The sequence below is a fragment of the Micromonospora sp. NPDC049801 genome (assembly GCF_040656575.1).
GTDB lineage: Bacteria > Actinomycetota > Actinomycetes > Mycobacteriales > Micromonosporaceae > Micromonospora.
In genome coordinates, this window is the sequence record NZ_JBFAMS010000005.1 from 85966 (window position 1) to 100859 (window position 14894).

A 14894-nucleotide genomic window follows, 5' to 3' on the forward strand; every position below is an offset into this window, starting at 1 on the left:
ACCCATGCGCAAACTCATCGCCCGACTGCGCGGCGACGACGGAATGAACACCGCCGAATACGCGGTCGGCACGCTCGCCGCGGTGGCCTTCGCGGGGATCCTGTTGAAGGTGCTGACCTCCGGCAACGTCCAGTCCGCGCTGACCGCGGTCATCGACCGGGCACTCAAGTGATCAGGCGCCGGCAGGTCGACCGTACGCGGAACGCTCCCGGGCGCGCGTCCGACGGCGGCCGGCGGGCCCACATCGTCGGCGGCGAGCGGGGATCCTTCACCGCCGAACTGGCGGCCGGCCTGCCGGCGCTTCTCCTGCTGCTGCTCGCCGGCCTGACGGCGGTGAACGCCGTCAGCACACAGGCGAGTTGCCTGCACACCGCCCGCGAAGCCGCGCTCGCCGCCGCCCGGGGCGCCGGCAACGCGGACGGCGCACAGGTCGCACCACCGGGGGCAGAGGTGTCGGTGTCCTTCGACGGCGACCGGGTGCAGGCGACCGTCCGCGCACCCGTCCGTGCGCTGGGCGGCCGGCTACCACGGGTCACCGTGGCAGCCACCGCCGTCGCAGCGGTGGAACCGGGTGCCGACGAGGGGACTGGGTGATGGGCCGCTCGGGCGCGGACCGGGGCGGGGCGACGGTCCTGCTGCTCGCTCTGGGGCTCGTGTTCGTGCTGGTCGGGACATTCGGCGCGGCCGTCGCCGCGACCGGGATGGCGTCCCAGCGCGCGGCGGTGGCCGCTGATCTCGGCGCGCTGGCCGGTGCTACCCGAGCGCTCGACGGCGACCTGGCGGCGTGCGCGTACGCCACGGACATCGCCCAGCGCAACGACGGCCGGATAGTGGACTGCGTCGTCGACGGGCTGGACGTGCTGGTGACCGTCGAGGTGGCGTTCACGCCGATTCCGGGTCTGACCCGGGTCGCTGCGTCGACGGCCCGCGCCGGGCCGGTACGCGGCTGACGGCTCGGCCCAATCGGAACGGGTGCGAGCGCGTCGAACGGGCGTAGCCGGGGCGGCAGCCGAGTGGCCGGGACGGGATGGCTAACCCTGCCCCGGCCAATGGCCAAGGAACGACCGGAGGGCGCCGGTCGGGCGCGTCAGCGAGTCTGGAGCGCGTCGGGGGGCGACGGCCATGGCGATGACGAGGCGGCGGTCGATCTGCGGGTTCTGCGCCTCGACCGGCCGCGTTTCTCGGTCTGTCGACGTGAGGACTTCCCGGTATCTTTGCCCCATGGCTCTGGAGCGCCGTAATGCAGGCTTCGGGCGATCTCGACAGCCTGTCGATCGGTGAAGGCTCGACTAGTAGCGGCACACGTGCAGTCGGGCGGTCCTCCGTCGAGATCTTCGTCGAAGGGCTGTCGGCGGGTACCGACACCTTCACGGCCAAATACCGAGTGCAGCCACCGTCCGGCTCGCCGTCCGCCATGTTCCTCGACTGCGTGATCAAAGTGCAGCCGTACTGACCATGCCGGGGCGACCGGGTGCCCCCGACCGTGCCCCTCGTCGTCTCTGCGGTGAACTGAACACCCTTAGCCAGTACCTCCCATACACACGGATAGGGGGTGTTGGTCAGTGAGCGTGTTGCGCATTCAGCTACACTCATCGACGTCTCCCCTGAAGGATGCGCCCCCTGGAGGGCTGTTCTTCGGGACAAGGAGTGCGCAGGTGAATTGCTGCTCACTGCGGCAGCCTGCGCCCTGGCGCGGTCAGCCGACAGGCCGTTCGCCGGGTCAGATTTTCCTTATAAACGGACGTAGTAGTGCCCCCCTATATATCGGTGCCTCGAAGGTGCCAAGCAACATCTGAGATCTTGCTCAGTCGGCGCAGGACCTCGGCTTCACCAGTCTGCGTACTGGTCGAGCTGAGCCCTGTGCGCCTCACTCGACCAGAGTGAGGAGAGGCAAGCAGTGGGACTGTCCAGCATCGAACCCATCGCCGCAGCTAGTCCGCTGGTCGCTGTGGTAGTCGTGGGGCTTCCGGTAGCCGGCAAAGTCATCGTGGCCGGTATCGCCCTGAGGGGTGCTGACTCCAAAGACCGTGCCCCGATCGTGAAGGCCGTATCCGAGCTGTTCCGGTGGTGGCGTCGGTAAATTGTGTGGCGGATGACCGGGCAGGTGGTGCCTGCCCGGTCAGTCTTCGTCAGCCGGAGTGGGACGGTTCTTGGCGATCCACGCTCGCACGGCCTTGCCATCCCAGACGCGGCCCATGCTCAAGGTGGCCAGCGGGTCGGGGAACCCCTTGCGGCCCACGATGATCGTGGCGCGCTGCTTGCTGATCCCACCCAGCAAGTCGCGGATCTCGTCCAGCCCAAGCAACTCCATAACCTGACGGTAGGATCCTTGGGAATTGCATCAGACGGAACCGGGTGGGGCAACGCCTTGGAGGGTTGCCCTCGTACAACCCCCTGTGGTGCCATGGACACATGACCCGTCGTCGTGTCACTTTTGCGGAGTATCTGACGGCCGTAGCCATGACCCTGGCTCGCAGGCACAAGCCGGTGTGGTCGTGGATCAAGTGGCGGAACGTCTGCAAGTGCGGGAACGAGCTGCCCTGTCGGGCCAGGCACAAGATCCCGATCAACCGGGGTCACTGGCCGGGTGAGAGCTGATGACCACGCACGGTCCGGTGCTCCCGTTGTGGCTGTGCGAGGTGTGCGAACGACCCTGGCCCTGTTCCACCCGCCGCCTGGAGCTGTTGGACGAGTACGCCGCCTCGCCGATAGCCCTCCGCATCTACATGTGGTCGCACCTGACGGCGGCTACGCAGGACATGACCTGGGCTCCCGCCGACGCCGTGTACCGCCGGTTCCTCGGGTGGCTGTCGTGGAGCCGGCAGACGTCGTGTTGGTCGGGGCGGCCTGCTCGCCGCAGTTCACCGGGAACCGGGCGCTGATGCTGCGCATCGTGTCGGTCGGCGAGCCCGACCCGTACCACGACTGGATCTGGATCACCGGGTACGTGCTCGATCCGAGGGGCAACGCCACCGCCAAGCGCGAGGTGTACGTCATGAAGGCTGGGGTGGTCATCCAACGGCGAACCGCCCCGGCGGAGGTGCAACCGAGGCGGTCCAGTTCGCGCGTGCGGGCCCAAGCTGCGAGCCCTGCCCCGGCCCGCGGAGCCGAGGGGTGGGTGGTCGATGTGCCGGTCGGGTGCGTCAGCGAGCCTGGAGCGCGTCGAGGGCGACGGCCATGGCGATGACGAGGCGGCGGTCGATCTGCGGGTTCTGCACCTCGACGACGTACTTGTCGCGCAGGCCCCACTTCTTGACCACCGAGAAGACGGGCTGGCCGCCGGCGAGGAAGTCGAAGTGGTACGGCAGCCAGGAGAGCGAGTCGACGAACCGGCGCAGCAGCGCCACCGGCAGGCTCCGCTCCTGACCCGTCACCTGCGGCAGGCCGGCCTGCTCGACGTGCCACGTGGAGCGGAGCAGGGACTGGGCGAAGTCCTTGCGGAACAGGCCGATCGGGTTGCCGGCCGCGTCGGTGACGTCGTACGTGGCGCCGAGGTCGATGCGCTGGCGGGCCTTGAAACCGAGCAGGGGCTGCTGCTTGGAGTCGTCGGTGTAGATCGTCACCTGCTCCTTGAAGGCGAGCCGCTTCTGCTGCGCGAAGGCCAGCAGCTCGCCCTCGCTGCCGTCCGGCGCGACCGCGCGGACCTCGTACTGGTTGACCATCATCCGCAGCCGCTGGCGGATGTGGAACTGCTGCAGGGTCTGCAAGTTGTCGAGCTGCATCTGATCTCCTCAGGGGGTGTCGCGCCGGAGTCTCGCACAGCCGGGCAACCCCCGTCGGCCCACGCTCATCCGGCTCACCCACCCGACCAACCCGCGCACCCCGAACCGGCCACCCCGACCCCGGCCCACCCCGACCAGCTCGCCCCGACTGGCCCAGCCTGACCGGTCCGCCCGGCCGGACCGGTCACGCGCGAATTCAGCGACCGTCCACCGTCGACCGCAACGACCAGGTGTTGAGCACCTGGTGGATGCCGCGCAGTCGCTCGTTGATCTGCTCCAGCCGTTCGGCCTGAGCCAACGCGGCCAGCGCGGCCCCGAGCGCGATCTGCTGGTCGAGGGTGAGGTGTTCCTGGTCGATGGTGTAGAGCAGGTCGACGGTCTCAGCGATCGTGTCGGCCACAACTTCTCCTCGGGCGCGGGGGCGAAATACAACACAAGCATCGATGGAAGCGCTCCCACACCATTGTGCCCAGTGCCACCGGGATTCATGCAAGGTGGCTCAGGAGGGCAGATTGCCCAGCACCACGTCGAGGACCCGGATCGCGTCCGGCTTCGAGAGAGGGTTGTTGCCGTTGCCGCACTTCGGCGACTGCACGCAGGACGGGCAGCCGGTCTCGCAGCCGCACTCCGCGATCGCGTCGCGGGTGGCCCGCAACCACGCCGACGCCGTCCCGTAGGCGCGCTCCGCGAAGCCCGCGCCGCCCGGGTGCCCGTCGTAGACGAAGACCGTCGGCGCCTCGGTGTCCGGGTGCAGGGCGGTGGAGAGGCCGCCGATGTCCCACCTGTCGCACGTCGCCATCAGCGGAAGCAGGCCGATCGCGGCGTGTTCGGCGGCGTGCAGCGCGCCCGGCACGTCGGCCGGCTGCACCCCGGCGGACGTCAGCGACCGCTCGGACAGCGTGAACCACACCGCCACCGTCCGCAGCTCCCGGGCGGGCAGGTCCAGCGGTCGGGTGTCGATCACCTCGCCGGTGGCGATCCTGCGCCGCTGGTACGACACCACCTGGCTGGTGACGTCCACCTCGCCGAGGAACATCCCGACCGGCCCGGCGTCGACGTAGGAGCGCACCGACACCACGGACAGGTCGGTGACGTCCCGGGCGTGGGTGGACCAGTCCGGCTCCTCGACGTGCACCAACGCGCAGCCGTCGGCGAGGTCCAGATCGTCGACCACGTACGAGACGCCCTGGTGCAGGTAGACCGCGCCGGGGTGGAGCAGGAAGTGGGACGAGCCGCCGTCGACGGTGCCGAGCAGCCGGCCGGTCGACGACTCCACCACGACGACCGGTGCGCCGCCCTCGCCGCGCAGGTCCACCTCGGGGCGCTCGCGGTGTCGCCAGTACCAGCCGGTGGGCCGCTGTCGCAGCGCCCCGGCTGCCACCAGCTCGTCCACCGCCTCCTTCGCCCCGTCGCCGAAGAGCGCCAGGTCGGCCGGCGTCAGCGGCGCCTCGGCGGCGGCGCAGGCCAGCTGCGGGGCCAGCACGTACGGGTTGGCCGGGTCGAGCACCGTGGCCTCCACCGGCGCACCGAAGATCGCCTCCGGGTGGTGCACCAGGTAGGTGTCCAGTGGGTCGTCCCGGGCCACCAGCACCGCGAGGGCCTCCTGGCCGGAACGCCCGGCGCGGCCCGCCTGCTGCCACAGCGACGCCCGGGTGCCCGGATAGCCGCAGATCAACACCGCGTCCAGCCCCACCAGGTCCACGCCCAGCTCCAGCGCGTTGGTGGAGGCCAGGCCGAGCAGGTCACCGTGCAGCAGCGCGCGTTCCAGCTCGCGACGCTCCTCGCGCAGGTAGCCGCCCCGGTAGGCGGCCACCCGGTCGCCGAGCCCGGGCACGGCGTCGTCGAGCGCCCGCCGCGCGTTGGCCGCCACCACCTCGGCGCCTTTGCGGGAACGGACGAACGCGAGGGTGCGTACCCCCTCGGCGACCGTGTCGGCGAGGAGGTCCGCGGTCTCGCGCAGCGCCGACCGGCGGACCTGACGAAGGTCGTCGTGGTCGCCCGTCGCCTGCGGGGGGACCGGGGAGGAGGAGCCCGAGTCCGGTGGCAGCAGTGGCGGTTCCCAGAGCGCGAAGGTCACCCCGCCGCGCGGCGAGGTGTCCTCGGTGACCGCGGTCACCGGCAGTCCGGTGAGTCGCGCGGCGGCGGTCGCCGGGTCGCCGGAGGTGGCCGAGGCGAGGACGAACACCGGGCTGGCCCCGAAGCGCGCGCACTGCCGGCGCAACCGGCGCAGCACGTGCGCCACGTGCGAGCCGAACACACCCCGGTAGGTGTGGCACTCGTCGATCACCACGTACGCCAGTCGGCGCAGGAACCCCGACCACTGGGCGTGGCCGGGCAGGACGCCGTGGTGCAGCATGTCCGGATTGGTCAGCACGAAGCGGGAGTGTCGGCGGATCCACTCCCGTTCCGCGCGCGGCGTGTCCCCGTCGTAGGTGGCGGGGCGTACCCCCTCCAGCTCCAGGCCGACGACGGCCCGCAGCTGGTCGGCGGCGAGGGCCTTGGTCGGCGCCAGGTAGAGCACGGTGGCCCGGGGGTCGGCGAGCAGCGTGGCGAGCGCCGGGAGCTGGTACGCCAGGGACTTGCCGGACGCGGTTCCGGTGGCGACGATCACGTGGCCGCCCTCGTACGCCAGGGTGGCCGCCTCAGCCTGGTGCTGCCAGGGCGCGACCACGCCGCGGCGGTCGAACGCCGCCCGAAGCTCCGTAGGCGCCCACGCCGGCCACGGCGCCGGCACCCCGACGCGGGCGGGCACCCGCTCGACGTGGGTGACCGGGTCGCCCGCGCCCCGTGCGCGCAGCCGGCGCAGCAGGTCGACCGGCGGGGAGGAAGTCACGTCCTGCACTCTCGCACTGGTGTTCGGAGATGAAAAGCCGGGCCCCGGGGTAAGGGAAAGCCGCCGCCGGTGACCGCAGGGTGTCCCGGCGGTAGTGGTTAGATGCCCAGGAGAGTTTACGGCTCTGGCGAGGAGGACCGATGGAGCTGTCGCTGGCGACGCGCACCGTGGGCGAGCACACGGTGCTTGAGGTCGGCGGTGAGGTGGACGTCTACACCGCGCCCCGGCTCCGCGAACGTCTCCTCGAGCTGATCGACGGCGGCGCCCGGCACGTGATCGTGGACCTCGGGCGGGTCGACTTCCTCGACTCGACCGGGCTGGGCGTGCTGGTGGGCGCGCACAAGCGGCTGCGCACGGCCGGCGGCTCGTTCGCCCTGGTCTGTGACAAGGAGCCGCTGCTCAAGATTTTCCGGATCACGGCGCTGGACCAGGTGTTCCCGCTGCACGCCACGGTCGAGGCGGCGGCCGGCGCGGGCCCGAGCGGCGCCAACGCGTGATGGCGACGGTCCGGCTCTCCTTCTCTCCGGCCCCGGTGCACGTGCGTACCGCCCGACTGGTCGGCGTGGCCGTCGCCCGACGGGCCGGTGTCCGCGAGGACCTGCTGGACGAGGTGCGCCTGGCCATCGGTGAGGCGTGCACCCGGGCGGTCGCGCTGCACCGTCAGTACGGCCTGGCCGATCCGGTGCTGGTGGAGATGTCCGACGGCGGCACGTACGCGGTGCGGGTCGTGGACCGGGCGCCGATCGAGGCCAGCATCGGGCTGGCGGCGCTGCCGCCGGACGAGTTGGCCGACGAGTCGCTGACCGACGAGGCGTTGACCACGGGTGTCGGGTTCGCTCTGCTCGCGGGCTTCGTGGAGGACCTGCAGGTGCGCCCGGTCGACGAGGGCATCGGCACCGAGGTGCGAATGGTGTGGCCCGTCGGGCGCTGACTTCGGAACGACTGCGCACAAGGCCGTGTCCCCGCCGGGGAGGCGGCCTTGTCGTCATGGATCGGGCCCTATATCAGATTTCGTTTCATAACACAGCGACGAAGATCATCGAGACACGGTGCCACCTCGGTGTGACCTCGAACACTGTGGAGGGCTACAGTACCCGGGTTGTCAGCAAGTGATCCAACCCGCAGCCAGCGGGTATGGGTGGTCATCGCTGGTCCGCTGGGGTGGGTTGGCGCGCGCTTGCGAGTCCGCATCCAGGCGTCGACCGGTGCGTCTCCACCCGTCGACGCGAGTGTTCGGTAACAGGAGGACACAGATGTCCGAGACCTTGGCCGCCGACGGCGGCGGGCTTTCCCTTACCGGAGGCAATGTCACGTACGTCGTCATCGCCGCGGTCATCGCGCTGGTGGCGCTCGTCTTCGCCGCCGCTTTGACGAAGACCGTGCTGGCCGCCGGCAAGGGCACCACCAACATGCAGGAGATCTCGGGGGCGGTCCAGGAGGGCGCCTCGGCCTACCTGCTCCGCCAGTTCCGCACCTTGGCGATCTTCGTCGTCGTCGCCGTGGTGCTGCTCTTCCTGCTGCCGGTGCACGACACCGACGGCAGCGAGATGGCCGTGAAGCTCGGCCGCTCGCTCTTCTTCGTGGTGGGCGCCGTGTTCAGCGCGTCCATCGGTGGCGCCGGCATGTGGCTGGCGACCCGCGCGAACCTGCGCGTGGCCGCCGCCGCCCGGGAGCGCCAGGGTGGCCGCGAAGCCGCCATGAAGATCGCCTTCCGGACCGGCGGCGTGGTCGGCTTCCTCACCGTCGGCCTCGGCCTCTTCGGCGCCGCGCTGGTCGTCCTGGTCTACCGGGGTGACGCGCCCACGGTGCTGGAGGGCTTCGGCTTCGGCGCCGCCCTGCTGGCGATGTTCATGCGGGTCGGCGGCGGCATCTTCACCAAGGCCGCCGACGTCGGCGCCGACCTGGTCGGCAAGGTCGAGCAGGGCATCCCCGAGGACGACCCGCGTAACGCCGCCACCATCGCCGACAACGTGGGCGACAACGTCGGTGACTGCGCCGGCATGGCCGCCGACCTGTTCGAGTCGTACGCGGTGACGCTGGTGGCCGCGCTGATCCTCGGGCGGGCCGCCTTCGGCGAGGACGGTCTGGTCTTCCCGCTGATCATCTCCACCATCGGCGTGCTGGTCGCCATCGTCGGCGTCTTCATCACCCGGCTGCGCGCCTCCGACCGCAACGGTCTCACCGCGATCAACCGGGCCTTCTACATCTCCGCCGTGATCTCCGCGGTGCTGGTGGCGATCGCCGCGTACGCGTACCTGCCGGCGACCTTCGCCGACCTGGAAGGTGGCCTCACCGACGTCGACCGCAACCCGCGACTGGTAGCCATCGGCGCGGTGGTGATCGGCATCGTGCTCGCCGCCGCGATCCAGGCACTGACCGGCTACTTCACCGAGACCAACAAGCGGCCCGTGCAGGACATCGGCAAGAGCTCGCAGACCGGCGCGGCCACCGTCATCCTCGCCGGCATCAGCGTCGGCCTGGAGTCGGCGGTCTACTCGGCGCTGCTGATCGGCGCCGGCGTCTTCGGGGCGTTCCTGCTCGGCGGCAGCTCCATCACGCTGTCGCTGTTCGCGGTGGCGCTGGCCGGCACCGGCCTGCTCACCACCGTCGGCGTCATCGTCGCCATGGACACCTTCGGCCCGATCTCCGACAACGCCCAGGGCGTGGCGGAGATGTCCGGCGACATCGACGAGCACGGCGCGCGCATCCTCACCGAGCTGGACGCGGTCGGCAACACCACCAAGGCCATCACCAAGGGCATCGCGATCGCCACCGCGGTGCTGGCGGCGACCGCGCTGTTCGGCTCGTACACGGACACCCTGCGGACCGCGTACGCGGACGCCGGCGTGGGCGACGTCGGCACCGAGATCCTCAACTCGCTGAACGTGGCCAACCCGCGCAACCTGGTCGGACTGATCATCGGTGCGGCGGTCGTCTTCCTCTTCTCCGGGCTGGCGATCAACGCGGTGTCCCGCTCGGCCGGCGCGGTCGTCATGGAGGTCCGCCGGCAGTTCCGTGAGCTGCCCGGCATCATGGACCGCACCCAGCGTCCGGAGTACGGCAAGGTCGTCGACATCTGCACCCGGGACGCGCAGCGCGAGCTGATGACCCCCGGCCTGCTCGCCATCCTGGCGCCGATCGCGGTCGGCTTCGGCCTCGGCCCGGGGGCGCTCGCCTCCTACCTGGCCGGCGCGATCGGAGCCGGCACGCTGATGGCGGTGTTCCTGTCCAACTCCGGTGGGGCCTGGGACAACGCCAAGAAGCTGGTCGAGGACGGCGCGTACGGCGGCAAGGGCTCCGAGTCGCACGCCGCCACGGTCATCGGCGACACCGTCGGCGACCCGTTCAAGGACACCGCCGGCCCGGCCATCAACCCGCTGATCAAGGTGATGAACCTGGTCTCGCTGCTGATCGCCCCCGCCGTGGTGGCCTACAGCGTCGGTGACGACCGCAACGTCGGCCTGCGGGTTGGTATCGCGCTGGTCGCGACGCTGATCATCGTGGCGTCGGTGGTCTTCAGCAAGCGCAAGGGCATCGCGATGGACGACTCCGACACCGGCGCGGGCAGCGCCGACCACCGTCCGGAGATCGTCAACGCCTGACACCGGCGGCACCGGGGTCCCCGCTCGACGCACCCGTCGGGCGGGGACCCCGGCCATCCGGACCGGTGCCACACCTGGCCGAAGGTCGTACGCTGCAACGCATGCGTACGTGCCGGACGTCTGCCGTCGGAAAGCTCACGGTGGTCCTGGCCACGCTCGTCGTCGTCCTCACCGGCTGCGGTGGGCCCAGCCCACGGGCCTGGGCGGCCTCGGTCTGCGGCGCACTCACGCCGTGGCGCTCCGAGATCAGCAAGTTGACCAGCAGCACCGATCAGCAGATGACGGCGCAGACCACTCCGGCGCAGGCCAAGGAGAACCTGGTGCGGCTCTTCGGCGGCGCGGAACAGGCCAGCGAGACCGCGCGCCGCAAGGTCGAGCAGGCCGGCGTCCCGGAGACCGACAACGGCGAGGCCATCTCCGCCGGCTTCCGGGGGTCGCTGGAGAAGATGCGGGACGCCTACGGCCGCGCCCGGGACACCATCGAGGGGTTGGGCACCGGCGAGCCCGCCGCCTTCTACGACGGCGTGCGGGCCGCCGTCGACACCCTGAACAAGGAGTACGACGCCAGCGCGCTGGACACCAGCAAGCTCAACTCCGAGGAGCTGAAACAGGCCTTCGACGAGGTGCCCGAGTGTCGCTGAACGGGCTCGGTGACACGCCGGCCGCGCAGTCGCTGCCGGCGCTGTTCCCCGTACCCGAGCCCGACCCGTCGCGGGCCGACCCGGCGCCGAGCCGGCGGCGCGGCGGTTCCGACCGCTCCGAGTCGACCACGCCCGCGCCGACCCGCGCCGACGACGCGGGACGGCAACTCGTCTTCTTCGGCGCGGAGGCCGCCGAACCGGCGGTCGCCGATCTGGCCGGGCTGCTCGCCGGGCCGGGGGAGGTCGTCCGGATGGGCGGCACCGCCCGACTCGCGGTGCGGGTGGACGCCGCCTGGCGGGTGCACGTGCTCGTCGCCGAACTGGCGCTGCGCGGGCTGGCCGCGAGCTGGGAGCCGACCGAGGACCAGCGGCACGCCGTGCGGACGTCGTACACCCGGTTGTTGAAGCCGCTCGCGGTCGCCTGGCTGGACGGCCCGGCGAAGCGTCCTCCGGCGGCCTTCCACCTGACCGGCCGGCGGCTGCGGCTGTGGCTCGCCGCCGCAGGGACGCCGGAGCCGCCCGGCGGCTTCCTGCTGCGCCTCGGCGCGGGTGACCAGCGGTGCTGGGAGGCGATCGGCGCGGCTCTCGCCGCCGCCGGCCTGGCCGGCACGCTGCTCGGCCCCGACGAGGGTGGCCCGGCGTACCGGATCACCGGCCGACGCCGGTTGGCGCGGCTCGCCGAACTGGTCGGCGCCCCGCCCGCGGCAGCCCCGCCCGACGCCTGGCCCTAACCGCCCCCGCCGCCCCCGCCCCCGCTCACCGGCGTCGATCATGGAGTTGTGGTGGTGGACGTACCTCTCCTTCGGGGTCTAAACGCCCACCACAACCCCATGATCGACGTGAGCGGGAGGGGCGGGGGGTGGGGGCGGGGGCGGGGCGGGGGTGAGGTGTCTGGTGTTGGACAACTGGGGTTGGACGGGCTGGTTGAGGCCCTGCCATCGTCACAGTGACCCGCTCCGAGGCCTACCCACGGTGTACGGTGGCGCCGTCCGGCAGTGTCGAGCACGGCGGGCGGGATTCGACCGCCGCGCCGCAGCGGATTGCCGCCCGCGAAACCCGAAACGCGGACGGCGCGTTACGTTGGACATCCGGACCGCCGGTGCCACGGCGGGGTCGAGAGCGGTCGCTGTCGTAAGGCGCCGGCCGGCCACGAGCAGGAGTGAGGTCGGGGAGAGACGTGCCGAGCAACGCTGGAACCACCCGTCTGGTCATCGTCGAGTCACCGGCGAAGGCCAAGACGATCTCGGGCTACCTCGGCCCGGGGTACGTCGTGGAGGCCAGCTTCGGTCACGTCCGCGACCTGCCGCGCAACGCCGCCGACGTGCCGGCCAAGTACAAGGGCGAGTCCTGGGCCCGCCTCGGGGTGGACGTGGACAACGGCTTCCACGCCCTCTACGTCGTCTCGGCCGACCGCAGGCAGCAGATCAGCAAGCTGGTGAAGCTGTCCAAGGAGGTCGACGAGATCTTCCTGGCGACGGATGAGGACCGCGAGGGCGAGGCCATCGCCTGGCACCTGGTCGAGACCCTCAAGCCCAAGGTCCCGGTCAAGCGGATGGTCTTCCACGAGATCACCAAGCCGGCGATCCAGGCCGCCGTGGCCAACCCCCGGGAGATCGACCGCGACCTGGTCGACGCCCAGGAGGCCCGGCGCATCCTCGACCGCCTCTACGGCTACGAGGTCTCCCCGGTGCTGTGGAAGAAGGTCATGCCGAAGCTCTCGGCGGGCCGGGTGCAGTCCGTGGCGACCCGGATCGTGGTGGAGCGGGAGCGGCAGCGGATGGCGTTCCGCACCGCCGAGTACTGGGACATCCTGGCCACCCTCGCCGTGGCGAACGCCGGGGAGGGGCCGCGTACCTTCAACGCCACCCTGATCGCGCTCAACGGCGACCGGATCGCCACCGGTAAGGACTTCGAGCCCACCACGGGCAAGGTCCGGGCCGGCGCGGGCGTCGTCCACCTCGACGAGAGCGGTGCCCGGGGTCTGGCCGCCCGGCTCGACGGGCGGCCGTTCACGGTCACCCGGGTCGAGGAGAAGCCCTACCGCCGCCGCCCGTACGCGCCGTTCATCACCTCGACGCTCCAGCAGGAGGCGGCTCGCAAGCTGCGCCTGTCCTCGCAGCAGACGATGCGCACCGCGCAGCGCCTCTACGAGAACGGCTACATCACCTATATGCGTACCGACTCGGTGAACCTGTCGGAGACCGCCATCTCGGCGGCCCGCCGGCAGATCGTCGAGCTGTACGGCGAGCGCAGCGTTCCGCCGGAGCCCCGCCGCTACACCGGCAAGGTCAAGAACGCCCAGGAGGCGCACGAGGCGATCCGCCCGGCGGGGGACAACTTCCGTACCCCGGGCGAGGTGGCCAAGGAGCTGTCCGCCGAGGAGTTCAAGCTCTACGAGCTGATCTGGCGGCGCACCATCGCCTCGCAGATGACCGACGCCGTCGGTTCCAGCGTCTCGGTGCGCATCCGCGCGGTCTCCACCTCCCAGGAGGAGGCCGACTTCGGTGCGACCGGTAAGACCATCACCGACCCGGGTTTCCTGCGCGCGTACGTCGAGTCCAGCGACGACGAGAACGCCGAGGCCGAGGACGCCGAGCGCCGGCTGCCGACCCTGGTCAAGGACCAGCCGCTGACCGCCGACGAGCTGGCCGCGCAGGGCCACCACACCCAGCCGCCGTCGCGCTACACGGAAGCGTCGCTGGTCAAGGCCCTGGAGGAGTTGGGCATCGGTCGCCCGTCCACCTACGCGTCGATCATGCAGACGATCCAGGACCGGGGGTACGTCACCAAGCGCGGCCAGGCGATGATCCCCACGTTCCTGGCCTTCGCGGTGATCGGCCTGATGGAGCGGCACTACCCACGCCTCATCGACTACGACTTCACCGCCAGCATGGAGAACGAGCTGGACGAGATCGCGGGCGGTGACCACGCCGCGGTCGACTTCCTCACCGCGTTCTACTTCGGCAGCTCCAACGGCGCCGGTGACCAGGACATCGCCCGCTCGGGTGGGCTCAAGAAGCTCGTCACCGAGAACCTGAGCGAGATCGACGCGCGCAGCGTGAACTCGATCCCGCTCTTCACCGACGAGGACGGCCGGGAGGTCGTCGTCCGGGTCGGCCGGTACGGGCCGTACCTCCAGCGGGCGGTTCCCGGCGAGACGCCGGCCGCTCCGGCCGAGGGCGAGGAGGCCGGCTCCCAGGGTGACCGGGCGCCGATCCCCGAGGGCCTGGCCCCGGACGAGCTGACCCCGGAGAAGGTGCACGAGCTGTTCCTCGGCGGTAGCGGCGAGCGCAAGCTCGGCGACGACCCGGCCACCGGCGAGCCGATCGTGCTCAAGTCCGGCCGCTTCGGCCCGTACGTCTCCAGCGGGGAGCGCAAGTCCTCGCTACTGCGCTCGCAGACGCCGGACTCGCTCTCCCTCGACGAGGCGCTGCGGCTGCTGAGCCTGCCCCGGTCGGTGGGCGTCGCGCCCGACGGCGTCGAGGTGTTCGCCAACAACGGTCGCTACGGCCCGTACGTGAAGCAGGGCGAGGAGTTCCGCTCGCTCGAGTCCGAAGAGCAGATGTTCACGGTCACCCTGGACGAGGCGTTGGCCCTGCTGGCCGCCCCGAAGACCCGGGGCCGGCGGGCCGCCGCGCCGCCGTTGCGCGAGATGGGCGTCGACCCGTTGACCGAGAAGCCGCTGGTGATCAAGGACGGGCGGTTCGGCCCGTACGTCACCGACGGCGAGGTCAACGCGTCCCTGCGGCGCGGCCAGACCCCGGAGGCGCTCACCATCGAGGAAGCGTCCGAGATGCTGGCCGACAAGCGGGCCAAGGGTCCGGCCCCGCGCAAGAAGGCCGCAGCGAAGAAAGCTCCGGCGAAGAAGGCTCCGGCGAAGAAGACGACGGCCACCAAGAAGACGGCCGCCGCCAGCAAGTCCACCGCCGCGAAGAAGACCACCACCGCCAAGGCGACGGCGGCCAGGAAGGCGACCCCGGCGAAGAAGGCGGCCCCGAAGAAGGCCACCGCCAGCCCTGCCGAGGAGTGACGGTGAGCACGCCGCCCCAAATGGGTTAAATGTCCAAATTTGGGGTCGGGGTTCTGGCGTGGACTG

15 protein-coding genes are annotated in these 14894 nt (G+C 71.1%); 11 read left to right on the forward strand and 4 right to left on the reverse strand.

Going from position 1 to position 14894, the window contains the following annotated elements; all coding sequences use genetic code 11:
- Positions 1-4 precede the first annotated feature (4 nt).
- The 4 genes from AB0I89_RS10945 to AB0I89_RS10960 all read left to right on the forward strand — a co-directional run bounded on the left by AB0I89_RS10945 (position 5) and on the right by AB0I89_RS10960 (position 1453).
- Complete coding sequence (locus AB0I89_RS10945) at positions 5-172, forward strand: DUF4244 domain-containing protein (protein WP_234584142.1); 168 nt, start codon at positions 5-7, stop codon at positions 170-172.
- Positions 173-243: 71 nt separating this feature from the next.
- The gene (locus AB0I89_RS10950) at positions 244-594 is read left to right on the forward strand and encodes a TadE family type IV pilus minor pilin (RefSeq protein ID WP_357124639.1); all 351 of its coding nucleotides are present in this window, start codon (positions 244-246) and stop codon (positions 592-594) included.
- The gene (locus AB0I89_RS10955; RefSeq protein WP_357124642.1) at positions 594-950 is read left to right on the forward strand and encodes an Rv3654c family TadE-like protein; all 357 of its coding nucleotides are present in this window, start codon (positions 594-596) and stop codon (positions 948-950) included. The genes AB0I89_RS10950 and AB0I89_RS10955 overlap by 1 nt, the downstream gene beginning before the upstream one ends.
- Positions 951-1240: 290 nt before the next feature.
- The gene (locus AB0I89_RS10960) at positions 1241-1453 is read left to right on the forward strand and encodes a hypothetical protein (protein WP_357123648.1); all 213 of its coding nucleotides are present in this window, start codon (positions 1241-1243) and stop codon (positions 1451-1453) included.
- Positions 1454-2119: 666 nt separating this feature from the next.
- On the opposite strand, the gene AB0I89_RS10965 is transcribed toward AB0I89_RS10960, so the two are convergent.
- Positions 2120-2311, reverse strand: coding sequence for a hypothetical protein (locus AB0I89_RS10965; RefSeq protein WP_357123651.1), 192 nt, complete (start codon positions 2309-2311; stop codon positions 2120-2122).
- A gap of 286 nt (positions 2312-2597) precedes the next feature.
- Here AB0I89_RS10965 and AB0I89_RS10970 point away from each other — a divergent pair, with 286 nt between their 5' ends.
- Positions 2598-2882 carry a hypothetical protein gene (locus AB0I89_RS10970; RefSeq protein WP_357123654.1) on the forward strand — a complete coding sequence of 95 codons (285 nt, stop codon included), beginning with the start codon at positions 2598-2600 and terminating at the stop codon, positions 2880-2882.
- A 261-nt stretch (positions 2883-3143) separates the two neighbouring features.
- Here the strand turns inward: AB0I89_RS10970 and AB0I89_RS10975 are convergent, their stop codons facing one another.
- The 3 genes from AB0I89_RS10975 to AB0I89_RS10985 form a co-directional block, all read right to left on the reverse strand.
- Positions 3144-3722 carry a hypothetical protein gene (locus AB0I89_RS10975; RefSeq protein ID WP_357123657.1) on the reverse strand — a complete coding sequence of 193 codons (579 nt, stop codon included), beginning with the start codon at positions 3720-3722 and terminating at the stop codon, positions 3144-3146.
- A 196-nt stretch (positions 3723-3918) separates the two neighbouring features.
- Positions 3919-4122, reverse strand: a complete 204-nt coding sequence (locus AB0I89_RS10980; RefSeq protein ID WP_357123660.1) for a hypothetical protein — start codon at positions 4120-4122, stop codon at positions 3919-3921.
- A 99-nt stretch (positions 4123-4221) separates the two neighbouring features.
- Entirely contained in the window at positions 4222-6564 is a 2343-nt protein-coding gene (locus tag AB0I89_RS10985; protein ID WP_357123663.1) for a DEAD/DEAH box helicase, read from the reverse strand.
- Between the two features lie 131 nt (positions 6565-6695).
- Between AB0I89_RS10985 and AB0I89_RS10990 the strand changes: the two genes are divergently transcribed.
- From AB0I89_RS10990 to topA, 6 genes are all read left to right on the forward strand, one after another.
- Complete coding sequence (locus AB0I89_RS10990; RefSeq protein ID WP_355049272.1) at positions 6696-7052, forward strand: STAS domain-containing protein; 357 nt, start codon at positions 6696-6698, stop codon at positions 7050-7052.
- Entirely contained in the window at positions 7049-7486 is a 438-nt protein-coding gene (locus AB0I89_RS10995; protein ID WP_355049271.1) for an ATP-binding protein, read from the forward strand. The genes AB0I89_RS10990 and AB0I89_RS10995 overlap by 4 nt, the downstream gene beginning before the upstream one ends.
- 322 nt (positions 7487-7808) lie before the next feature.
- A complete protein-coding gene (locus AB0I89_RS11000; protein ID WP_357123667.1) occupies positions 7809-10157 on the forward strand; it encodes a sodium-translocating pyrophosphatase in 2349 nt (782 codons plus the stop codon).
- A 101-nt stretch (positions 10158-10258) separates the two neighbouring features.
- Complete coding sequence (locus AB0I89_RS11005; protein WP_357123670.1) at positions 10259-10798, forward strand: hypothetical protein; 540 nt, start codon at positions 10259-10261, stop codon at positions 10796-10798.
- On the forward strand, positions 10789-11529 hold the full coding sequence (locus AB0I89_RS11010; RefSeq protein ID WP_357123673.1) for a hypothetical protein: 741 nt from the start codon (positions 10789-10791) through the stop codon (positions 11527-11529). Before AB0I89_RS11005 ends, AB0I89_RS11010 begins: the two co-directional genes overlap by 10 nt.
- 446 nt (positions 11530-11975) lie before the next feature.
- Positions 11976-14828, forward strand: coding sequence for a type I DNA topoisomerase (gene topA, locus AB0I89_RS11015; protein WP_357123676.1), 2853 nt, complete (start codon positions 11976-11978; stop codon positions 14826-14828).
- The last annotated feature ends 66 nt before the right edge of the window (positions 14829-14894 follow it).